This window comes from Halomonas ramblicola, from assembly GCF_030409215.1.
In the GTDB taxonomy this organism is placed as follows: domain Bacteria; phylum Pseudomonadota; class Gammaproteobacteria; order Pseudomonadales; family Halomonadaceae; genus Halomonas; species Halomonas ramblicola.
Genome location: NZ_JAUFPL010000032.1, coordinates 190,359 through 212,318, shown reverse-complemented (window position 1 = coordinate 212,318; position 21,960 = coordinate 190,359). Strand labels below are relative to the sequence as shown.

General features: G+C 68.5%; 19 protein-coding genes and 1 tRNA gene. 7 read left to right on the top strand and 13 right to left on the bottom strand.

What is annotated here, in order from left to right; genetic code table 11:
* Positions 1–54 precede the first annotated feature (54 nt).
* The 10 genes from QWY80_RS15035 to QWY80_RS14990 all read right to left on the bottom strand — a co-directional run bounded on the left by QWY80_RS15035 (position 55) and on the right by QWY80_RS14990 (position 12,411).
* Positions 55–444 (bottom strand): RidA family protein, encoded by a 390-nt coding sequence (locus tag QWY80_RS15035; protein WP_290233127.1) that lies wholly within the window; start codon positions 442–444, stop codon positions 55–57.
* Between the two features lie 81 nt (positions 445–525).
* Positions 526–2,661, bottom strand: coding sequence for a RelA/SpoT family protein (locus QWY80_RS15030; RefSeq protein ID WP_290233124.1), 2,136 nt, complete (start codon positions 2,659–2,661; stop codon positions 526–528).
* 66 nt (positions 2,662–2,727) lie between these two features.
* Positions 2,728–2,985 (bottom strand): DNA-directed RNA polymerase subunit omega, encoded by a 258-nt coding sequence (gene rpoZ / locus QWY80_RS15025; RefSeq protein ID WP_290233122.1) that lies wholly within the window; start codon positions 2,983–2,985, stop codon positions 2,728–2,730.
* 88 nt (positions 2,986–3,073) lie between these two features.
* On the bottom strand, positions 3,074–3,706 hold the full coding sequence (gene gmk, locus QWY80_RS15020; RefSeq protein ID WP_290233118.1) for a guanylate kinase: 633 nt from the start codon (positions 3,704–3,706) through the stop codon (positions 3,074–3,076).
* 390 nt (positions 3,707–4,096) lie between these two features.
* Positions 4,097–5,314 carry an MFS transporter gene (locus QWY80_RS15015; protein ID WP_290233116.1) on the bottom strand — a complete coding sequence of 406 codons (1,218 nt, stop codon included), beginning with the start codon at positions 5,312–5,314 and terminating at the stop codon, positions 4,097–4,099.
* A 129-nt stretch (positions 5,315–5,443) separates the two neighbouring features.
* Complete coding sequence (gene glsB / locus QWY80_RS15010; protein WP_290233114.1) at positions 5,444–6,484, bottom strand: glutaminase B; 1,041 nt, start codon at positions 6,482–6,484, stop codon at positions 5,444–5,446.
* A 58-nt stretch (positions 6,485–6,542) separates the two neighbouring features.
* A complete protein-coding gene (locus QWY80_RS15005) occupies positions 6,543–8,009 on the bottom strand; it encodes an alanine/glycine:cation symporter family protein (protein WP_290233111.1) in 1,467 nt (488 codons plus the stop codon).
* A 336-nt stretch (positions 8,010–8,345) separates the two neighbouring features.
* Positions 8,346–9,779, bottom strand: coding sequence for a sigma-54-dependent transcriptional regulator (locus tag QWY80_RS15000; RefSeq protein WP_290233108.1), 1,434 nt, complete (start codon positions 9,777–9,779; stop codon positions 8,346–8,348).
* The gene (locus QWY80_RS14995) at positions 9,776–11,539 is read right to left on the bottom strand and encodes a transporter substrate-binding domain-containing protein (RefSeq protein ID WP_290233103.1); all 1,764 of its coding nucleotides are present in this window, start codon (positions 11,537–11,539) and stop codon (positions 9,776–9,778) included. Before QWY80_RS14995 ends, QWY80_RS15000 begins: the two co-directional genes overlap by 4 nt.
* An 8-nt stretch (positions 11,540–11,547) precedes the next feature.
* A complete protein-coding gene (locus tag QWY80_RS14990) occupies positions 11,548–12,411 on the bottom strand; it encodes a YicC/YloC family endoribonuclease (RefSeq protein ID WP_290233101.1) in 864 nt (287 codons plus the stop codon).
* Between the two features lie 128 nt (positions 12,412–12,539).
* Between QWY80_RS14990 and rph the strand changes: the two genes are divergently transcribed.
* Complete coding sequence (rph, locus tag QWY80_RS14985) at positions 12,540–13,277, top strand: ribonuclease PH (RefSeq protein ID WP_290233098.1); 738 nt, start codon at positions 12,540–12,542, stop codon at positions 13,275–13,277.
* An 89-nt stretch (positions 13,278–13,366) separates the two neighbouring features.
* Here the strand turns inward: rph and QWY80_RS14980 are convergent, their stop codons facing one another.
* The gene (locus tag QWY80_RS14980) at positions 13,367–14,134 is read right to left on the bottom strand and encodes an exodeoxyribonuclease III (protein ID WP_290233095.1); all 768 of its coding nucleotides are present in this window, start codon (positions 14,132–14,134) and stop codon (positions 13,367–13,369) included.
* A gap of 106 nt (positions 14,135–14,240) precedes the next feature.
* Here QWY80_RS14980 and pyrE point away from each other — a divergent pair, with 106 nt between their 5' ends.
* The 4 genes from pyrE to rep all read left to right on the top strand — a co-directional run bounded on the left by pyrE (position 14,241) and on the right by rep (position 18,150).
* Positions 14,241–14,900: an orotate phosphoribosyltransferase gene (gene pyrE / locus QWY80_RS14975; RefSeq protein ID WP_290234163.1), complete on the top strand. Its 660-nt coding sequence runs from the start codon at positions 14,241–14,243 to the stop codon at positions 14,898–14,900.
* Between the two features lie 46 nt (positions 14,901–14,946).
* Entirely contained in the window at positions 14,947–15,501 is a 555-nt protein-coding gene (locus tag QWY80_RS14970) for a YfaZ family outer membrane protein (protein ID WP_290233092.1), read from the top strand.
* Positions 15,502–15,566: 65 nt separating this feature from the next.
* Positions 15,567–16,040: a tRNA (uridine(34)/cytosine(34)/5-carboxymethylaminomethyluridine(34)-2'-O)-methyltransferase TrmL gene (gene trmL / locus QWY80_RS14965; protein WP_290233090.1), complete on the top strand. Its 474-nt coding sequence runs from the start codon at positions 15,567–15,569 to the stop codon at positions 16,038–16,040.
* Positions 16,041–16,101: 61 nt separating this feature from the next.
* On the top strand, positions 16,102–18,150 hold the full coding sequence (gene rep, locus QWY80_RS14960; protein WP_290233087.1) for a DNA helicase Rep: 2,049 nt from the start codon (positions 16,102–16,104) through the stop codon (positions 18,148–18,150).
* 70 nt (positions 18,151–18,220) lie between these two features.
* On the opposite strand, the gene QWY80_RS14955 is transcribed toward rep, so the two are convergent.
* A complete protein-coding gene (locus QWY80_RS14955) occupies positions 18,221–19,066 on the bottom strand; it encodes a c-type cytochrome (RefSeq protein ID WP_290233084.1) in 846 nt (281 codons plus the stop codon).
* A gap of 242 nt (positions 19,067–19,308) precedes the next feature.
* Between QWY80_RS14955 and QWY80_RS14950 the strand changes: the two genes are divergently transcribed.
* Positions 19,309–19,385 (top strand) — tRNA-Arg (locus QWY80_RS14950).
* Positions 19,386–19,517: 132 nt separating this feature from the next.
* On the opposite strand, the gene QWY80_RS14945 is transcribed toward QWY80_RS14950, so the two are convergent.
* Entirely contained in the window at positions 19,518–20,438 is a 921-nt protein-coding gene (locus tag QWY80_RS14945; RefSeq protein WP_290233081.1) for a LysR family transcriptional regulator, read from the bottom strand.
* Positions 20,439–20,611: 173 nt separating this feature from the next.
* On the opposite strand from QWY80_RS14945, the gene aptA reads away from it, so the two are divergent.
* Positions 20,612–21,955, top strand: coding sequence for an omega-aminotransferase AptA (gene aptA / locus QWY80_RS14940; RefSeq protein WP_290233077.1), 1,344 nt, complete (start codon positions 20,612–20,614; stop codon positions 21,953–21,955).
* Positions 21,956–21,960 lie beyond the last annotated feature (5 nt).

Sequence of the window (21,960 nt, the reverse complement as noted above, 5' to 3'; positions counted from 1 at the left end):
CCGAGCGCTGTGCAACGCAGTGATTCGCCTGCGCAGGCATTTATTCGGTACTTATCAGTCGCCGATGACCATTACTGCCTCGGCCTCTACCTGCGCCCCCTTGGGCAGCGCCTTGACGCCCACCGCGGCGCGGGCCGGATAGGGCGACTCGAAGAACTCCTCCATCACCTGGTTGACCACGGCGAAGTTGCCCAGGTCCACCAGGTAGAGGTTGAGCTTGACGATGTCCTGCAGGGAGCCGGCGGCCTCCTCGCAGACGGCCTTCAGGTTGGTGAATACCTGGCGCGCCTGGGCCTCGAAGTCGTCGGAGACCAGCTCCATGGTGGCCGGGTCCAGGGGGATCTGGCCGGAGAGGTAGACGGTGTTGCCGGCCTTGATGGCCTGGGAGTAGGGGCCGATGGCGGCGGGGGCCTGGGCGCTGTTGATCACGGCCTTGTTGCTCATGGTGAACTCCATTGGTGGTGTTGCTCGGATGACGGGAACGGCCCGGCCGCCCGCGGGCGAGGCCGGAGCGTCCGGGGAAATTCAGTTGCCGACGCGGGTGATGCGCTCGACGTGGGAGAGGTTGCGCAGGCGCTTGATGATGCGCGCCAGGTGGACGCGACTGCGCACCGCCAGGGTCAGGTTGACCGTGGCCAGGCGGGCGTCGCGCTCCTCGATGCCGATGCGCTCGATGTTGGCGTCGGCGTCGGTGACCAGGCCGGCCAGCTCGGCCACCAGGCCGCGGCGGCTCTCGACCTCCAGGCGCAGGGCCACCGGGAAGTCCTCGTCGATCTGCTCGGCCCACTCCAGGGGGAAGAGTTTCTCGGGGTCGCCTTTCAGCTCCTGGAGGTTCCGGCATTCGGCGCGATGCACTACGATGCCCTTGCCCACCGAGAGGTGGCCGACCACGGGGTCGCCGGGCAGCGGGTGGCAGCAACGCGCAAACTTGATCACCATGCCCTCGGCGCCGCTGATCACGATGGGGCCGTGCTGGCGCTCGGGGTGTGCGCCGGGCGCGGCCGCCTCGCCATGCTGCAGGTCCATCAGGCGACGGGCGATGACATGCGCCACCCGGGTACCCAGGCCGATCGACTCCAGCAGGGTCTCCTCGTTCTTGAGGTCGAGCTCGTCGAGCAGGGTGGTATCCAGTCCTTTCGGCAGCTCCTCGAGGCTGGTCTCGAAGTCGGCCAGCGACTTGTTGAGCAGCCGGCGCCCCAGTTGCACCGCCTCGGTGTGCTGCTGGTGCTTGAGGGCGTGGCGGATCGCCGAACGCGCCTTGGCGGTGACCACGAAGTTGAGCCAGGCCAAGTTGGGCCTGGCGCCCGGGGCGGTGATGATCTCCAGGGTCTGGCCGCTCTCCAGGCGGGTGGAGAGTGGCGCCAGGTGGCGGTCGATGCGACAGGCGATGCAGCCGTTGCCGATGTCGGTGTGCACGCTGTAGGCGAAGTCGATCACCGTGGCGCCCTGGGGCAGCTCCATGATGTCGCCCTTGGGCGTGAACACGTAGATGTCGTCGGGGAAGAGGTCGTTCTTGACGTGCTCGATGAACTCCAGCGAGTCCCCGGCGTGGCGCTGCATCTCCAGCAGCCCCTTGACCCAGGCCCGGGCCCGGGCGTGGCTGCCCTCGGCGATGGGGTGGTCGGTCTGTCCCGCCTTGTAGAGCCAGTGGGCGGCGATGCCGTTGTTGGCCATGGCCTCCATCTCGCGGGTGCGGATCTGCACCTCGATGGGCATGCCACCGCTGCCGAACAGGGTGGTGTGCAGGCTCTGGTAGCCGTTGGCCTTGGGGATGGCGATGTAGTCCTTGAAGCGGCCCGGGACCGGCTTGTAGAGGTTGTGCACCACGCCGAGGATGCGATAGCAGCTGTCGACGTCATCGGTGATGATGCGGAAGCCGAAGACGTCCATGATCTCGTTGAACGACTTGCGCTGGTCGCGCATCTTCTTGTAGATCGACAGCAGGTGCTTCTGGCGGCCGATCACGGTGCCGGGCAGGCGCTCGTCGTCGAGGCTCTGCTGCAGGCTGTTCTGCACCTGGCGGATCGTCGAGCGGCGGTGGCCGCGGGCGCTGGAGACGGCGCGCTTGATGCGCTCGGCGCGCATCGGGTGCAGGGCCTGGAAGGAGAGGTCCTCGAGCTCCACGCGGATGGTGTTGATGCCCAGCCGGCTGGCGATGCGGGCATAGATCTCCAGGGTCTCGCGGGCGATGCGGCGCTTCTTCTCGGGGCGCAGCGCCCCCAGGGTGCGCATGTTGTGCAGGCGGTCGGCGAGCTTGACGATGATCACCCGGATGTCCCGGGACATCGCCAGTACCATCTTCTGGAAGTTCTCGGCCTGGGCGACCGCCTTGTCCTCGAAGGCGATCTGGGTCAGCTTGGAGACGCCGTCCACCAGCTCCGCCACCGGCTTGCCGAACTGCTCGGCCAGGGCCTCCTTGGCGACCCCGGTGTCCTCGATGACGTCGTGCAGCATGGCGGCCATCAGGCTCTGATGGTCCATGTGCATATTGGCGAGGATATTGGCGACGGCGAGGGGGTGCGTGACATAGGGCTCGCCGGAGCGGCGGCGCTGGCCGTCGTGGGCCTGCTCCGCATAGTAGAAGGCGCGCTTGACCTGCTGGATCTCGCTCTGGGGGAGGTAGCCGCCGAGACGGTCGGCCAGGTCATCGATGGTGAACATGCGGCGCGCCCTGATTCCTGCGTGAGTGCCCTGGGGAGGAAGACGGCGGCGGCCCGCCGTCGGGGATCACTCCTCGGCGACGCTGCCGTACTGGGGTTGGGTGGCCCGCACCGGGGCCTCGACCGGTTCGTCGAGCACGCTCTCGTCGACCAGCCCGGCGGCGATCTCGCGTAGCGCCACCACGGTGGGCTTGTCGTTCTCCCACGCCAGTTGGGCGTCGCGGGAGCCGCGAGCCAGCTGGCGCGCGCGCTGGGTGGAGATCATCACCAGCTTGAAGCGGTTTTCGACGTTATCCAGACAATCTTCGACTGTGACTCGCGCCATGGATGCCTTCCTGAAACTGACGGGAACCCGACGTCGAGCACGCGGAGGGCGCAGGGACGGGATTCCACCGATGGGTAGACCCGATAGGTTACTCGACGCCAGGTTGTGGTGACAAGAGGGCCTGCAGCAGGGCGGCGTGGGCCTCGCCGGCGCGCTCGCGGGTCAGGCGACGGGAAATCACCAGCGACTGCAGCTCGCGCAGAGCGGTGGTGAAGTCGTCGTTGACCACCAGGTAGTCGTATTCGTCGTGGTGGGACATCTCGCCGATGGCGTCGCGCATGCGCCGGGCGATCACCGCGTGCTCGTCGGTGCCGCGGCCGGCCAGGCGGCGCTCCAGCTCCTCCCGGGAGGGCGGCAGGATGAAGATCGATACCGCCTCGGGCATCTGGTGGCGCACCTGGCGGGCGCCCTGCCAGTCGATCTCCAGGATCACGTCCTGGCCGGCGGCCAGGGCCACCTGCACGGCGGGGCGTGAGGTGCCGTAGTAGTTGTCGAACACCCGGGCGTGCTCGAAGAACTCGCCGCGCTCGATCATCCCCTCGAAGGTGGGCAGGTCCACGAAGTGGTAGTTGACGCCGTCCACCTCGCCGGGGCGACGTTCGCGGGTGGTGTGCGACACCGAGACCTGGATGCCGTCGAGGCTGTCGATCAGCTCGCGCACCAGGCTGGTCTTGCCGGCGCCGGAGGGGGCGGAAACGATGAACAGCGTACCTTGAGACATGGGCGTGTCCGTAGTCAGCGGCCTGGGGCGATACCTTGGGATCGAGAGGGGGCGCAGTATCGCATACCCGCCCGGCCCCTGCACGCCGGCCCAGCCGGCACCCAGGGCTATTGCAGATAGCTTCCATCGCTCGGGGCTGATCCGGCGACAAGCCTGCGAGGAGGCGCTGTGAACCCCTCCTTGGGCGCTACCGACGCCCTGCTTCGCTCTCGCGTCCTGCTTCGCTTGCAGGGCCGGTGCTGGCCATCCATGGCCAGCCCGTTCGGAGCAATGCTCCTCACCCCTGGCGTAGGACCTCCTCTTCGGCTTGTCCCCGGCGCCCCTCGCTGTCGGCAACTGCGATAGCCCTAAGCGGTACCCCAGGCCGATGGCGGCGTCCCGCGCCGCGAGCTAGCAGGCCGGGGCGGCGGGCGCCTCCGGGGCCTGGGGCGGGGCGCGGCGACGCTCCAGCCACAGCCCCAGGGCGAACACCGCCAGACCGCCCAGGGCCAGGCCCGACCCCACCAGGCCGCTCGCCGACCAGGGGGCACCGGCCTTGATGGTGACCCCGGCCAGCCAGGCGCCGAGGGCGTTGGCGCCGTTGAAGGCGGCGTGGTTCATGGAGGCAGCCATGGTCTGGGCCTCGCCGGCCACGTCCATCAGGCGGGTCTGCAGCGCCGGGCCCAGGGCCATGCTGGTGCCCACCAGGCCGACGAACAGCAGGCCGGCGACGAGGTGGTCGGCGGCGAAGTAGAAGCCGCCCTGCACCACCAGGCACCAGACCAGGATGCGCGGCACCGCCTTCATCAGGTGGCGGTCGGCGAGGCGGGCGCCGACCAGGTTGCCGAGGATGCCGCCGAGGCCGAAGATCGCCAGCACCCAGGGGCCTAGCGCCTCGGCCATCCCGGCCTGGGCGCTCAGGGTCGGCACCACATAGCTGAACACCGCGAACATGCCGCCGAAGCCGATGCCGGCCACGCCCAGGGTGAACAGCACGCGCTGCTTGACCAGGGCGGAGAGCTCGCGACGGGGGCTCGCCTGGCGGTCGCGGGGCTGGGGCGGCACGAAGAGCCGGATCATGGCCATGGTGGCCAGGGCGATGGCGCCCACGGCGTGGAAGGCGAACTGCCAGCCGAGCCACTGGCCGGCCCAGGTGGCCAGCGGCGCCCCCACCACGATGGCGCTGGTCAGGCCCAGCATCACCCGGGCGATGGCCCGGGCGCGCTGCTCGAGGGGCACCGCCGCCGCGGCGACCAGCGCGGCCACGCCGAAGTAGGCGCCGTGGGGCAGGCCGGCGAGGAAGCGCAGGCCGACGAAGGGCCAGAACGAAGTGGCCAGGGCACTGGCGATGTTGCCCACGGCGAATACCAACATCAGCGCGATGAGCAGGGCCCGGCGCGGCACCCGGGCGGCCAGCGCCGAGATCAGCGGCGCGCCCACCACCACGCCCAGGGCGTAGGCGGAGATGGCGTAACCCACGTCGGCGGTGCCCACCGCCAGGTCGCCGGCCACGCGCTCCATCAGGCCCATGATCACGAACTCGCTGGTGCCGATGCCGAAGCCGCCCAGGGCCAGGGCGAGTTCGGCCAGGCGCGGACTGCGCGCGGCGCCGGAAGGGGGGGACGACATGGCGGCTTCTCCACAGACAAGAAACGATCCCGGGAGTGGCCGGGATCGCGGAAAGTTACCTATGATTTAAGACTAAAGTCTAAATCAATCTGGCGTATTCTGCGAGATAGCGATGGCCATGTTAGTAAGTCAACAATATCTGGCGGGCGGTGCCGGGGATGACCGGCACCCCTCCTCGAGGTCGCCGGTCGTCAGGGGATCGGCGTCCTGGCGGGGGCCCTGGCGCCAGCGACCCAGGCGCTCGGCGATCAGTTCCAGGGCGTACTGGGCGGCGACCGAGTTGCCGCTGGCATCGAGCGCCGGCGACCAGGCGCAGATCGACAGCCGACCGGGCACGATGGCGACGATCCCGCCACCGACGCCGCTCTTGGCGGGCAGGCCCACGCGATAGGCGAAGTCGCCCGCGGCGTCGTACATGCCGGAGGTGAACATCAGGGCATTGATGCGTTGCGCCATGTCGGGCGGGATGAAGGACCTGCCGGTGGTGAGTGCCCGGCCATCCGCGGCCAGGTAGTTCAGGGCGACGGCGAGGTCGGCGCAGCTCATGCGCAGCGCGCAGCAGGCGAAGTAGGCGGTCAGGACCTCGTCGACCTCGTTGTCGAGGTTGCCGAAGGCCTTCATCAGATAGGCCGCGGCGGCGTTGCGGGCGCGATGCTGCCATTCCGAGGCGAGCACCTGCCGGTCGATCAGGATCCCAGGGTTGCCGGACAGCGTCCGGGCGACGTCCTGGAGGTGCTTGGCCGGCGTGGCGAAGGCGCCGACCAGGTGGTCGGCGACCACGATGGCACCGGCATTGATGAAGGGGTTGCGGGGCTTGCCGCGCTCCGTCTCGAGCTGCATCAGGGAGTTGAACGGCATGCCCGAGGGATTGAGGCCGACTCGCCGCCACAGGGCGTCGCCATGGCGGCGTAGCGCCAGGCTCAGCAGCAGCACCTTCGACAGGCTCTGGATCGAGAAGGGCATCTCGGCGTCACCGGCCGTGTACAGCTGCCCGTCGTTGGTGCAGACGGCGAGGCCGAAGCGTGCGGGGTCCTGGTCCGCCAGGGCCGGGATGTAGTCGGCGACCCGCCCCATGCCGAGCCGGGTTCGGGCTCGACGATCGATGTCGTCCACCCAGGCCTGCAGCGCCGGCGAGGCGCCGGGCCGTGGACAGGAGAGTGTGGCGTTCATGGGGGTGACCTCGACAGGCAGGGAAAATGGCCCGGACGGGGTCCGGGCCGGGTGTCGCTCACTGGGCGGCGGGGCGGGCGGAGGACGCGCGTCGTACCCGCTCGCGGTCCTCGGGTTCGATCTCCCAGGCGGCCGGATCCACGTTCAGGTCGCTGAACTTGGCGGACTCGAAGATCGGTTGCCCGACGCCGGCCCGGATCTGGTCGTCGAAGTCGCGCATGACGCGCAGCCCCGGCTTGAACAACAGGATCAGGGCGATGAGGTTGGCCAGGGCCAGGAAGCCCATGGTCGTGTCGGCGAAGGCGAAGACGGTGCCCAGGTCGGTCATCGCCCCCCAGGTGCACAGGCCGATGATGGCCAGGCGGAAGGCGTTGAACAGGGTGCGGTTGCCGCGGCTGAAGAAGTCGAGGCTGTTCTCGCCCAGGTAGTAGTTGTAGAGGATGGTGCTGAAGCCGAACAGCAGCAGCGCGATGCTGACGAAGCTGCGGCCCCACTCCCCCACGTGGTCGGCCAGGGAGGCCTGGGTCAGGGCGATGCCGTCGATCCCGGCGCCGAGGGCCGGGTCATAGGCTCCGCCGAGCAGGATGATGAAGGCGGTGGCGGAGCAGATGATCAGGGTATCGATGAACACCGAGAAGGCTTGGACGATGCCCTGGTTGGCCGGGTGTGGCACATAGGCGACGGCGGCGACGTTCGGGGCGCTGCCCAGCCCCGCTTCGTTGGAGAACAGGCCGCGCTTGACCCCCATCAGGATGGCCGCGCCGATGCCCCCACCGATGGCCGGCTCGAGGCCGAAGGCGCTGTTGACGATCAGCAGGATGACGTCGGGCAACTGCGCCACGTTCAGCGCCAGGACCACGAAGGCGATCAGCAGGTAGCCCACGGCCATCACCGGCACCAGCACCTCGGTGACCCGTGCGATCCGCTTGACGCCGCCGAAGATGATCAGGCCCACGCACAGGGCGAGGGCGAGGCCGGTGTAGTGGGCCGGGATGCCGAAGGCATCGTCGAAGGAAGTGGCCACGGCATAGGACTGCAGGGCGGTGAAGGCGAAGCCGAAGGTGGCCAGCAGCAGCACCGAGTAGAGGGCGGCCAGCCAGGTCCAGCGGCGGCCGAGCCCCCGGGCGATGTAGTGTGCCGGGCCGCCGCGGTAGGTGCCGTCGGGCTCCGCGGTCTTGTAGGTCTGGGCCAGGGTGCACTCGAGGAAGCTGGTGGCCATGCCCATCAGGCCGACCACCCACATCCAGAAGACGGCGCCCGGGCCGCCGAGGGTGATGGCCACGGCAACGCCGGCGATGTTGCCGCCGCCGACCCGTCCGGCCACCGACAGCAGCAGCGCCTGGAAGGAGCTGAGGTGGCCGTGCTTGTCGCGCTTGAACGCCTGGCTGGCACCGAGGATGCGGAACATGCGGCCGAAATAGCGGAACTGGACGCAGCGGGAGCGCAGCGTGAAGCCGATCCCGACGGCGATCAGCAAGGCGATCAGCACCTTGCCCCACAGCAGGTCGTTGATCAGATCCAGCATCCTGCACCTCCCGTCATCGCGGTGGTCGTCGTGCGGGATGCGGGTGCGGCCGTCGCGGCCGCCATCATTGTTGTTGGCATGGGTCGTCGAACCTCTTGCTCTTGGATGGTGGTGGCTCCCGTCAGGAAGCCAGCCTATCCAGAGCAAGGCGCGTGCCAGTTGCGCGATGATGGGTTATGTCGTTGTTTCTTAGGAGGTATTCAGGGAGTGAGGGCGATAGTGAGCGCCGCCGAAGGGGTATAACCCCGGGGCGGCCCGAGTCGACGTGGTGTATGTAAGTGCATGAAATAGAATGGGTTATTTGCTGTTATAACCTGGGTTATGGTGGCGGGGAGGTTATAGGGGTTCCGGGCCGGTCTCGCGCATCTTCTTCAGGCGCTTGCTCAGCGCCGGCTGGGAGATGCCCAGCAGTCGCGAGGCGATGGACTGGTTGCCCTCGGCCCGGCGCATGGCCTCGTGCACCAGCAGGTCGGCGACCTCGTGCAGGGTCGGCAGGGGCTCGTCCGGGGCGAAGACCGCGCGTTCGGGGAGCGAGGCGTCCGGCGATGCGGGCTGCGTCCGTGTCGGGTCGATGGCCCGCTTGAACACCTCCATGGAGAGCGTCCTGGCGCGGTGGACGCTCATGGCGTCGTAGGCCATGGCACGCAGCTCCCGCACGTTGCCGGGGAAGTCGTAGTTGGCCAGCAGCACCGGCAGCTCGGGGGGATAGGTCGGCCGGGGCTTGCCGAGTTCGTCGGCGGCCTCGGCGAGGAAGTGATCCAGCAGCAGCGGGATGTCCCCCTTGCGGTGGCGCAGGGCAGGGATATGGACCTGGTGGGTACGCAGCCGGTAGTAGAGATCCTTGCGGAAGGTTCCCGCCCGTTGGCGCTCGCAGAGATCATGATGGGTGGCCACCACGATCCGCGCCCGCATCCGCTTGGGACGGTCGCTGCCCAGGGGGTAGTACTCGCCTTCCTGCAGCAGCCGCAGCAGCTTGACCTGGGAGGCCAGGCCGAGATCGCCGATCTCGTCGAGGAAGAGGGTGCCGTCCGCGGCCTGCTCGATCATCCCGCCGCGGGGCCGGTCGGCCCCGGTGAAGGCGCCCCGCTGGTGGCCGAACAGGGTGTCGGAGAAGACGTTGTCGTCGAGCCCGGCCACGTTGACGCAGACCAGCGGGCCCCGGCGATCGCTCAGCTCATGGGCTGCCCGCGCCACCAGCTCCTTCCCCACCCCGCTCTCCCCGCCGATCAGCAGGGGTTGGCCGCTCGGGGCCACCGATTCGAGGTACTGGAAGACCGAGCGCATGCCCTTGTCGTCGGTAACGATAGGGTCGAAGGCCTCGGGATGTTCCAGGGTGTCGCTGAGGAAGCGCCGGCGCAGCTCCTGGTTCTCGTGGCGCAGCTCCTGCAGCCGGATGGCGCGCTTGATGCCCTCGATCAGCCGGTCCTGCTCGTCGGTCTTGACGAAGTAGTCGAAGGCGCCGAGCTTGATGCAGTCGACGGCGGTCTCCACCTGGTTCAGGCCGCTGATCACGATGACCCCGATGTCCGGGTGCTCCTCGACGATGCGCCTCAGCAGTTCCTCGCCCGAGAGGTTGGGCATGGTGAGGTCCAGGGTCACCAGGCCGATGTTCTCCCGGGCCAGGATGGCCATCACCTCACGGCTATCCTGGCAGCGGTGGAGGTTGGTGATGCCGCCGCTGCGCTCCAGGGCGATGCCCAGGCTGCGCAGGAAGGAGGGCTCGTCGTCGACCAGCAGGAGGCCGAACGCGGGATAGAGGTTCATGCTCATCGGTCAGCGTGTGTCCAGGGGGTGTCGGTCGCCGGGCCGCCGTCGCTTGCCGGGACCACGGGCAGCGACAGGGTCACGGTGGTGCCCTCGCCGGGGCGGGAGTCGAAGGCCAGGCGGCCCCGGTGTTCGTGGACGATGCCGGCGGAGACCGACAGCCCCAGGCCGGTGCCGCCGCATTCGCGCCGGGTGGTGAAGAAGGGGTCGGTCAGCCGGTTGATCGCCTCGGGGTCGATGCCCCGACCCTGGTCGCGGACCTCCAGGATCACGGCCTGCCGGTCGGGCAGGTGGCGCGTGGTCAGGAAGATGCCCTGATCACGACGCTCCAGGGCCTGGCAGGCGTTCAGCACCAGGTTGATCACCACCTGCTCGATCCGCTGGGCATTGCCCCGGACGGTGGGCAGGTCGTCGGCGTAGCGTGTCTCGAAGCGGTCGGTGGCCTGGCGGATCGAGTTGTCGACCAGACGCACGGCCGTCTGCACCGCCGCGTTGAGGTCGAGGCGTTCGCCCAGATCGCTGCTGCCCTGCCGCGCGAAGTCCTTGAGGTCGCCGACGATGCGCTTGATGCGCTGGCTGCCCTCCAGCATCTCGTCGAGCATGGAAGGAATCTCGTCGCGAATGCGCGAGTAGGGCAGGCCGCCGAGCATGAAGTCCCCCTGGCAACGATAGTGCTCGTCGAGCAGTGGTTGGGCGTCGGCATAAGCGTCGCGCAGCACCGGCAGGTTCAGCAACAGCAGGCTGCTGGGGTTGTTGATCTCGTGGGCCACCCCGGAGACCAGGATGCCCAGCGAGGTCATCTTGTCGGCCTGGATCAGCTGTTGCTGCTGTTGGCGCAGCTTCTCGGTGCGGCTCGCCACCTCGCGCCTGAGCATGCGGTTCCAGATCACGATGCCGCCCAGGATCAGCAGCAGCAGCCCGGAGGCGATGGCCCCGACCAGGCCGAGGCGCTTCCAGGGGATGCCATCCGCCTGCTCCAGGGGGCCCAGCCACTCGTCGTAGATCGCCTGGTGGCGGCCGGTGTTCTTGAGGATGGCGAGGCCCTCGCTGAACTGGGCCAGCAGGTCGGCGTCGCCGTCGCGCACCGCATAGCCGTAGCGCAGCGAGAAGGGCCTGGCGACCGGCTCCAGGTTGGTCAGCCCGAGCTCCCGGCTCAGGTAGAGGGCCGGGAGATTGGCCACCAGGGCGTAGTCGTGCCGGCCGGCGGCCAGCGAGCGCAGCGCGTCCGCATGAGTCTCCGTGGTGACCAGGTCGGCGCCCACCGCCTGCTCGAGCAGGTAGTCGTGCATGATGTCGCCGCGCTGGACGATGACCTCCTGGCCGCGCAGCGCCTCCAGGCGCTCCACGGGGGGCGTGCCGCGGCGGGCGAAGATCGACTGGTGCACGATGGCATGGGGCGGTGCGAAATCGAAGGTGGCGTCGCGCTGCTCGGAATAGGACATGCCCTGGAGGACGTCGATCTCGCCACTCTCGAGGCCGCGGCGCATCTCGCTCCACACGCCCAGCTCGATGCGCACCTCGATGCCCATCACCTCGGCGATGGCTCGGGTCAGTTCCACGTTGTAGCCGGCGGGGCGACCGTCCTCGTCGAGGAACTCGTAGGGGGGATGGTAGCGATCCCCGCCGACCACGATGGTCCGGTCGCCGCCGTCCTGGGCCTCGGCGGCTGGCAGTGCGACGAGGCAGGCGAGCAGCAGCACGGCGATTCGCCGCCGCGCGGCGGCGAAAGCGCTCGGGCGGGGAGTAACGGTCGGCGTCACGGTCATTCGCGGGACTACTCGATGTTCTGCACCTGTTCGCGCATCTGCTCGATCAGCACCTTGAGTTCCACGGCGCAGCGGGTGGTGCTGGCGACCACCGACTTCGACGACAGGGTGTTGGCCTCGCGGTTGAGCTCCTGCATCAGGAAGTCCAGGCGCCGACCCACCGGCCCCTTCTGTCCCAGCTGGCGCTCCACCTCGCCCACGTGGGTGGCCAGGCGGTCGAGCTCCTCGTCCACATCGGCCTTCTGGGCGAGCAGGGCGAGCTCGGCCTCCAGGCGCTGGGGATCCAGCTCGGCCTTCACCGCCTCCAGGCGTTCCAGCAGCTGGGCGCGCTGGCGCTCGAGGATCTGCGGCATCAGGCGGCGTACCTCGGCCACCTGTGCCTCGATGCCGGCCAGCCGTTCGCGGATCAGGGCGGCGAGCTTGTCGCCCTCCCGGGCGCGGCCGGTCACCAGGTCGTCCAGGGTGGCCCGGAACAGGGCGAGGGCCTCGGCCTTGACGGTCTCGGGGTCGGGGCCGCGATTCTCCAGCACGCCGGGGTAGTCGAGCAGCGCCAGGGCGTCGGGCAGGGGGGCGTCGTGCACCTCCTGGCGCACCTCGCCGAGGGCGCGGGCCAGCTCGGCGAGCCGTTCCCGGCTGACCGCCAGGCCGGCGGCGTCGCCGGCGGGCTCGAAGCGCAGGCTGCACTCCACCTTGCCGCGGGCCAGGCGGGAACGCAGCGCCTCGCGGAAGCCGGGTTCCAGGTCGCGGAGGCCCTCCGGCAGGCGGAAGTGGGGCTCCAGGTAGCGCTGGTTCACCGAGCGCAGCTCGAGCTGCAGGCTGCCCCAGGCGGCGACGTGCTCCTGGCGGGCGAAGGCGGTCATGCTGTGCACCATGGCGGCGACTCCTGGCGGTTCCGGAACATCTAGGAGCCCGCAGTGTAACCGATTCCCCGGCGTCTCCGGTGGAAGGGTGTAGAATGGCGGCCCACTGATTCCCGAACCGATCCTGATGACGAGGTGCTATGTCTACCGACTTTCGACGCCCCAGCGGGCGCGCCCCCGAACAGTCCCGCGAGATCCGCCTGACCCGGGACTACACTCGCCATGCCGAGGGTTCGGTGCTGGTGGAGTTCGGCGACACCCGGGTGCTGTGCAATGCCAGCGTCGAGGCCGGGGTGCCGCGCTGGCTGCGCGGCAAGGGCCAGGGCTGGGTGACCGCCGAGTATGGCATGCTGCCCCGTGCCACCCATACCCGGGGCGGGCGCGAGGCGACCCGCGGCAAGCAGGGCGGCCGCACCCTGGAGATCCAGCGTCTGATCGGGCGCTCGCTGCGGGCGGCGGTGAACCTCAAGAAGCTGGGCGAGTTCACCATCACCCTCGACTGCGACGTCATCCAGGCCGACGGCGGCACCCGCACCGCCGCCATCACCGGCGGCTGCGTGGCCCTGGTGGACGCCATCCGCTACCTGCAGCGCAACAAGCTGATCAAGGGAGATCCCTTCAAGCAGCTGGTGAGCTCGGTGTCGGTGGGCATCTTCAAGGGCGTGCCGGTGGTGGACCTGGACTATCCCGAGGACAGCGGGGCGGACACCGACATGAACGTGGTGATGGCCGAGAGCGGCGGTCTGATCGAGGTGCAGGGCACCGCCGAGGCGGGCACCTTCAGCCGTGCCGAGCTCAATGCCATGCTGGAGCTGGCCGAGCAGGCCGGGGCGCAGCTGTTCGCCCACCAGCGCGAGGCGCTGGGGATCCCCGCCTGACGCCTCCCGTGTGCCGATAAACGCAGCACGCCGGCCTCGGGGCCGGCGTGCTGCGTTCCGGCGGGCCGGAACGGCGACGGGGGAGCGCTTCAGAGCTGCAGGTCGTACTCGACGATCAGCGGGGCGTGCTCGGAGAAGGTGGCGTCGTAGTCGATCCAGGCGTCGACCACGTGGCGGCGGAAGTTGGGACCCACCACCTGATAGTCGATGCGCCAGCCCTCCTGGCGGGAGCGGGAGACCTCCTCGTCGAGCTTCGGCCACCAGGTGTACTCCCCGGCGTCGCGGTTGATCTCGCGGAAGGTGTCGATGAAGCCGGTGGGGCCGAACACCTGGTCCATCCAGGCGCGCTCCTCGGGCTTGAAGCCAGGCGTCTCCTGGTTGTCGGCCCAGTTCTCCAGGTCGAGGGTCTTGTGGGCGATGTGCCAGGTGCCGCAGATGATGTACTCACGACGCTTGCGTGCCATCTTGCTCAGGTATTCCTGATACTGGGTCATGAAGGCCTGCTTGGCGGCGTAGTCGCTGCCGTCGGGCATCAGGAAGCTGGCGATGCTGAAGCGGTCGTAGTCGGCCTGCAGGAAGCGCGCCTCGTGGTCGCACTGCGGAAAGCCCAGCCCGTACATGATGGCCTTGGGGATCTTGCGGCAGTAGAGCCCGACCCCGGAGAAGCCGTCCTGCTCGGCGTCGAGGAAGTAGCCCTCGTAGCCTTCCGGGTAGAGGATGCTGTCGTCCAGCTCGAAGCTCTTGGCCTTGATGTTCTGGACGCAGACGACATCGGCGTCCTGGTCGGCCAGCCAGTCGAGGAAGCCTCGTCCGACCGCCTCGCGGATGCCATTGACATTGATGGTGGCGATTTTCATACATGGTCCCTTTACCGTCGCGCGTGTATGATACCCGACGTTTCGACGTTTGGGTAAATGGCTGCGACCAATAAACGTGATAGGAGGCCCCGTGGCGGATCGACGCATGCATCCCTACCAGCGTGACTTCATCGAGTTCGCCATCGACCAGGGGGTGCTGCGCTTCGGCGAGTTCACCCTCAAGTCGGGCCGCGTCAGTCCCTACTTCTTCAATGCCGGCCTGTTCCGCACCGGCGGCGCCCTGGCCCGCCTGGGGCGTTTCTACGCCCGCGCCATCGCCGACCGTGCCCCGGCCTTCGACGTGCTCTTCGGGCCCGCCTACAAGGGCATTCCCCTGGCCGCCACCACCGCCGTGGCGCTGGCCGACCATCACCACCGCGATCTGCCCTACGCCTTCAACCGCAAGGAGGCCAAGGCGCACGGCGAGGGCGGCAACATCGTCGGCGCCGAGCTCGAAGGCCGTGTGCTGATCATCGACGACGTGATCACCGCCGGCACCGCCATCCGCGAGGTGATGGGGTTGATCGAGGGCGCCGGGGCCCGCGCCGCCGGGGTGGTGATCGCCCTGGACCGCCAGGAGCGCGGCAGCGGTGAGCGCAGCGCCATCCAGGAGGTGGAGGCCCGCTACGGCATCCCGGTGACCAGCATCGTGACGCTGGACATGGTCCTGGCCTATCTTGAAGAGCATGCCGGCGAATCGCTGCGCGGCCATGCCGCCGCCATTCGCGACTACCGGGAACGCTACGGGGTGGCAGGGAAGGCGTGACGACGTCATCCGGCACGGTGCGCGGACGACCGACAAGGAGCGCGACATGAAAGCGAGACTGATGCTGCTGACCGGACTGTTGCTGCTGGGCGCCGCGGGGCTGGCCCAGGCCAGCAGCCTGGAGCTGAACCTGGGCCCGGACGCCGTGCAGTTCGAGGCGGCCGGCGAGCTGGTCGGCGGCATCGAGCTGGGCGGCGGCGTGGTGGACAGCGAGTATCGCGAGGATGCCAGCGTCTTCCATGCCCAGTTGATGGGCACCCGGCACACCGATGATCGCGAGCTGGGCGTGGGGGCCCGCTGGACCCACTACGATACCGACCATGGCGAGGGCGGTGGCCTGGGCCTGGGCGGCTATGGCTACGTCTATCTGCCCAACCTGCCCGAGGTTTCCCTGGGCGGTTACGGCTTCTACACCCCGGACGCGATCGCCACCCGTGACCTGCAGGATGGCTACGAGATCGGCGTGCGCGCCCGCTATAGCTTCACCCCCAACGTGGATGGCTATCTGGGCCTGCGCCAGCTGGGCGCCGACTTCGACGACGATGACGGCAGCCGCACCCTGGATCGCGGCGCCCAGGTCGGCGTGCGCCTGCGCTTCTGACTCCCGGGCTTCTACCCTGCAGCGGGCCCCGTCACGGGGCCCGCCTGCGTTTCCCAGGCCATCCCATGCTCGATATCGTCCTCTACCAGCCCGAGATACCCCCCAATACCGGCAACCTGATCCGGCTGTGCGCCAACACCGGTTTCCGGCTCCACCTGATCGAGCCGCTGGGCTTCGTGCTGGACGACAAGCGCCTGCGCCGCGCCGGCCTGGACTACCACGAGTGGGCCGCGGTGCGCGTGCATCGCGACTGGGCGGCCTTCCGCGCCGAGGTGGCACCCGCCCGGGTCTTCGCGGTTTCCACCCGTGGCCGCACCGGCTACCATGAGCCCGCCTACCGGGCGGGCGATGCCCTGGTGTTCGGCCCCGAGACCCGTGGCCTGCCCCAGGCGATGCTCGACGCCCTGCCCGAGGCGCAGCGGTTGCGCATCCCCATGCGGCCCGACAGTCGTAGCCTGAACCTCTCCAACGCCTGCGCGGTGGTGGTCTTCGAGGCCTGGCGGCAGCTGGGCTTCACAGGGGCGGCCGAGCCGTCCTAGGCACGCTCGCGACCGCTGCGTCGTCGCCTCCACGCTTCCGTTCCGGACGAGGTATCCCGAGATGTCCATCCAGCAGCGCCTGGCCAAGCTCAACCCCCGTCAGCAGCAGGCGGTGCGCTACATCGACGGCCCCTGCCTGGTGCTGGCCGGGGCCGGTTCCGGCAAGACCAGCGTGATCACCACCAAGATCGCCTACCTGGTGCAGACCTGCGGGATGAGCGCGCGACGCATCGCCGCGGTGACCTTCACCAACAAGGCCGCCCGGGAGATGAAGGAGCGCGTGGGGCAGATGCTCCAGGGGCGCGAGGGCCACGGCCTGACCGTCTCCACCTTCCATACCCTGGGGCTCAACATCATCCGCCGCGAGCTCAAGACCCTGGGCTACAAGCCGGGCTTCTCGCTGTTCGATCCCGAGGACGCCAAGGCGCTGCTGCGCGACCTGATGCACAAGGACGCCCAGGTCGAGGCCGACCAGATCAATGGCGTGCAGGGGCGCATCTCCCAGTGGAAGAACGACCTGGTGCTGCCCGGCCAGGCCATGTCCCATGCCGCCGACGAGGACGAGCTGTTCGCCGCCCGGGTCTATGAGGCCTACAACCGCCACCTCAAGGCCTACAACGCGGTGGACTTCGACGACCTGATCCTGCTGCCGGTGGTGCTGCTGCGCGACGACCCCGAGGCGCTGGCGCGCTGGCGCAAGCGCATCCACTACATGCTGGTGGACGAGTACCAGGACACCAACGTCAGCCAGTACCAGCTGGTCCAGCTGCTGATGGGCGAGCGGGCGACCTTCACCGTGGTGGGCGACGACGACCAGTCGATCTATGCCTGGCGCGGTGCCCGCCCCGAGAACCTGGTGACCCTCGGCGAAGACTTTCCGCGCCTCGAGGTGATCAAGCTGGAGCAGAACTATCGCTCCACCGGCACCATCCTGCGCGCCGCCAACGTGCTGATCGGCCACAACCCCCACGTCTACGAGAAGACCCTGTGGTCGGAGATGGGCGAGGGGGCGCCGATCCGCGTGGTGGTCAACCGCCACGAGGAGGCCGAGGCGGAGCGGGTGGCCAGCGAGATATTGACGCGCCGCATCAAGGAGCGCGCCGAGTGGCGCGACTTCGCGGTGCTCTACCGCGGCAACTTCCAGGCCCGGCTGCTGGAGCTCAAGCTGCAGCACTACCAGATTCCCTACAAGCTCTCCGGCGGTACCTCCTTCTTCTCGCGCAACGAGATCAAGGATGCCATGGCCTACCTGCGGCTGCTGATCAACCCCGCCGACGACAACGCCTTCCTGCGTATCGTCAACGTGCCGCGCCGCGAGATCGGCCCCGGCACCCTGGAGAAGCTGGCCAACTACGCCACCGAGCGCGGCGCCTCGCTGTTCGCCGCCTGCGGCGAACTGGGCCTGGCCGAGCAGCTTCCCACCCGGGCGGTGGAACGCCTGGGGCGGTTCACCCACTTCATCGACGCCGTGCGCCAACGCATGGACGGCGGCGATGCCATCGCCGCCATCCGCGACATGCTGCGCGAGATGGACTACGAGGCCTGGCTCTACCAGAACGCCAGCGCACCGACCATCGCCGAGCGGCGCATGGCCAACGTCTGGACCCTGATCGACCAGCTGGAGAAGTCGATGAACCGTGACCCCGAGGACACGGCCAGCACGGAGACCGAGACCGACGGTGTGGAGGCGGCCATCTCGCGCCTGGTGCTGCGCGACATCCTCGAGCAGCAGGCCGAGGAGGACGACTCCGACCGCGTCCAGCTGCTGACCATGCACGCCTCCAAGGGCCTCGAGTTCCCCCACGTCTACCTGATGGGCCTGGAGGAGGAGCTGCTGCCGCATCGCAATGCCATCGAGGCCGGCACCGTGGAGGAGGAGCGGCGCCTGGCCTATGTGGGCATCACCCGGGCCCGTCGCACCCTGACCCTGACCCTGGCGCGTCAGCGCAAGGCCTATGGCGAGCTGATGGATTGCGTGCCCAGCCGCTTCCTGGACGAATTGCCCGAGGCGGACCTGGAGTGGGAGGGCCGGCCCGACCGGGAGGACCCGGAGAAGAAGCAGGCGCGCGGCCAGGATGCGCTGGCGGGGATCCGCTCGCTATTGGGATGATTCCGGCGGCGGGAGAGCGCAAACGCGAGCGGGGCGCCGGATCGGCGCCCCGCTCGCATCGCATCGGTGCTTACTCGGCCTGGCTCACCATATAGTCGACGATGGCCTGGACCTCTTCGTCGGAGAGGTTCGCGGCGCCGCCCTTGGGCGGCATGGCGCCGATACCGTTGATGGCGCTCTCGTAGAGGGTCTCGACGCCCTTGTCGAGGCGCGGTCCCCAGGCTTCGGCGTCACCGATCATCGGGGCGCCGGCGGCTCCCGAGTCGTGGCAGGCGACGCAGGCCGAGCCGGCATAGAGTTCCGCGCCGTCCAGATCGCTGCCGCCACCGTTCTCGGCCGTGGCGCCCTCTTCCTCAGCGGCGCCCTCTTCCTCGGTGGCCCCTTCTTCGGTGGTATCTTCCTCGGCGGCGACTTCTTCCTCGCCTTCGGCCGGCGCCTCTTCCTCGGCCGCCTCATCGCCGCCCAGCTCGGGGACCTCCATCACCGGCTCGACCAGGTGGGCCAGGGCGGCTTCGACCTCGGCGTCGGAGAGGTTGGGGTTGCCGCCGCGTGCCGGCATGGCGCCGATACCGTTGATGGCGTGATCCAGCAGCGTCTCGAAGCCCTGGTCGGCACGCTCGGTCCAGGCATCCTCCTCGCCGCGCACCGGGGCGCCGGCGGCGCCGGAATCGTGGCAGGCGGCGCAGACGTTGCCGTAGATGGTCTCGCCGTCGGCGTCGCCACCGCCGTCGCCAGAGGAGTCGGCCGCCGCCATGGCCGTGCCGCACTCCTCGCCCTGCAGGCAGACCTCGCCCACCGGTTTCAGGCGCTCGGCGATGGCCTCACGCTCGGCGTCGTCCTGCGCCAGGGCAGAGCCGGCTCCCGCGGCCAGGCCCAGGGTGGCCAGGCACCCCATGATCAGCTTGCTGGATTTCACTCTCACCACCTCTTGACGGTCCTGTAGGAAGTTGTATGCGGCAGCGCCTGGGTCACAGCGACAACGCAGCCGAGCGAGATGCCATCGCGTCTCGAGTTGGCGGACAGTATACCGGCATCCCCTGCGGCTGGAAAATGGCTCCATCCCCGCCATTGGCATGAGAACCCGGCCGCAAGCGGCCGAGCGCTGGACAGCGGCCGGCCGGGCAGTTAGGATGACGACCGCTCGGCGACGCCGTGCATGCGCCCATAGCTCAGCTGGATAGAGCGTTGGCCTCCGGAGCCAAAGGTCGAAGGTTCGAATCCTTCTGGGCGCGCCAGTTATCGAGGGCCTACGGTTCTGCCGTAGGCCCTTCGCTGTTTTTGTGGCACACCTCATGTCCGTCATCGGATCGGTCGTTCCCATTCCATTCGCTTGTCGGGCCGATATCCCGTCTAGCCTTGACGGCCTGTCACGCCTTTATCAGGTGTTCCAGTTCCTCGAGATAGCTTTCCAGCACCAGGTTGGGCGGGGCGCCCTTGCGGGTGATGGCGTTGTAATGGGTGAGATAGTGCCACTTGCCGGGGTTCAGGGCGCGCATCCGGCCATCGCGAACCCAGCGCTCGGCATAGTGGGTCGGCAGGTAACCGATATAGCGACCGGAGAGGATCAGGAAGGCGATGCCTTCGCGGTCGGTGGCCGAAGCGGCGGCCCTGAGGGGCTCATGGAGTGCCTTGATCGCCGGCGTCTGGGCATAGGCGGGCACCACGGCATCGCAGTCCGCCAACTGGTCCTCCGCCACCCCCTCGGCGTCGAACAGGGGGTGCCCGGACGCACAGTAGAGCCGTGAGCACTCTTCATAGAGCGAGAGGTATTGTAGCCCGGGCAGGGTCTTGAGCGCCGGGATCACGCCGGTATGCAACCGGCCGTCCAATACCCCGAGCTCGATATCGCTGGGTGGTATCATGCGGATGTTGATGCGTACGTCCGGGCCGCGCTCCTTGAGCGCGCTAAGGGCATTGGTGATATGCATCTCGGGCATGGTCACCAGGTTGTCGGTGATGCCGATGTTGAGCTCACCCTTGAGCCAGGCATGCAGGCCGTTGACCCGGGTGCGGAAGCCTTCCACCGCGGCCAGCAGCTGCAGCGTGGCCTCATAGACCTCCGCGCCCTCGCTGGTCAGGGCGAAGCCACTGCGTCCTCGCTGGCAGAGCCGCAGGCCGAGCCGCGTCTCCAGGTCGTTCATCGCCATGCTGATGGCGGCCCGGCTAATATTCAGCTCCACCTCGGCGGCAGAGAAGCCTCCGCATTCCACCACCTTTCGGTAGATCCTCAGCAGGCGAAGATCGGCATCACTCGGCTGGCCCGTCAGGCCCGCTCTGCGGGGTGGCATGGGCAGCTTCCTCCTCTCGACGACATTCGGCTTGGAGGATACGTCCAAGCGGGCGGAAAGTTAAATAATAGCTTTCATGAGATTCAATACATCCGGATTTAACTTATCGACAACCGGATCTAGCCTTCCCCATAGAGTCACCGACAACGGCGATATCAACCGAGGGTGCTGCCATGTCAGATCGAGCGTTTCCTCAGGCCGCGGGGCTGAGCCGCGAACAGCTGGACGCCTACTGGATGCCCTACACCGGCAACCGCCAGTTCAAGCGCGACCCGCGGATCATCGTCGGTGCCCAGGGCAGCTACCTGACCGATGCCCAGGGCCGCCGGATCTTCGACGGCCTCTCCGGCCTGTGGACCTGCGGTGCCGGGCATGGCCGCCCGGAAATCACCGAGGCAGTGTCCCGCCAGCTCGCCGAGCTGGACTATTCGCCGGCCTTCCAGTTCGGCCATCCCAAGGCCTTCGAGCTGGCCCATCGCCTGCGTGAGCTGACGCCGGCCGGGCTGGATTACGCCTTCTTCACCGGCTCCGGCTCCGAGAGCGCCGACACCTCGCTGAAGATCGCCCGCGCCTACTGGCGCAAGAAGGGCAAGCCGACCAAGACCAAGCTGATCGGCCGCGCCAAGGGCTATCACGGCGTCAACTTCGGTGGCATCAGCCTGGGCGGCATCGGCGCCAACCGCGCCCTCTTCGGCCAGGGCGTGGATGCCGACCACCTGCCGCATACCCTGCTCCCGGAAAATGCCTTCACCCGGGGCATGCCCGAGCGCGGCGCCGAGCGCGCCGAGGAGCTGCTGGAGCTGATCGCCCTGCACGATGCCTCCAACATCGCCGCGGTCATCGTCGAGCCCCTGGCCGGGTCGGCCGGGGTGATCCCGCCACCCAGGGGCTACCTGCAGCGGCTGCGCGAGATCTGTGATCAGCATGAGATCCTGCTGATCTTCGACGAGGTGATCACCGGCTTCGGCCGCATGGGCGCCATGACCGGCGCCGAGGCGTTCGGCGTGGTGCCGGACATCATGAACGTTGCCAAGCAGCTGACCAATGGCGCGGTGCCCATGGGCGCGGTGATCGTGCAAGGCGAGATCTACCAGACCTTCATGGAGCAGGGCGGGCCCGACTACATGCTCGAGCTGCCCCACGGCTACACCTACTCCGGCCACCCGGCGGCCTGTGCCGCGGCGCTGGCGACCCTGGACGTGCTCGAGAACGACCGCCTGATCGAGCGCGTGCGCGATATGGGCCCGGTCTTCGAGGAGGCGCTGCACGGCCTCGAGGGCACCCGCTATATCAGCGACATCCGCAACTATGGGCTCGCCGGCGCCCTACAGATCGAGCCCTACCCCGGCGAGCCGGCGCGACGCCCCTTCGAGATCGCCATGAAGTGCTGGGAGAAGGGCTTCTACGTGCGCTACGGCGGCGACACCCTCCAGCTCGGCCTGCCCTTCACCGTCGAGCGCGAGGAGATCGACCGCCTCGTCAATGCCCTTGGCGACGCCATCGGCGAACTGGATTGAGAGGA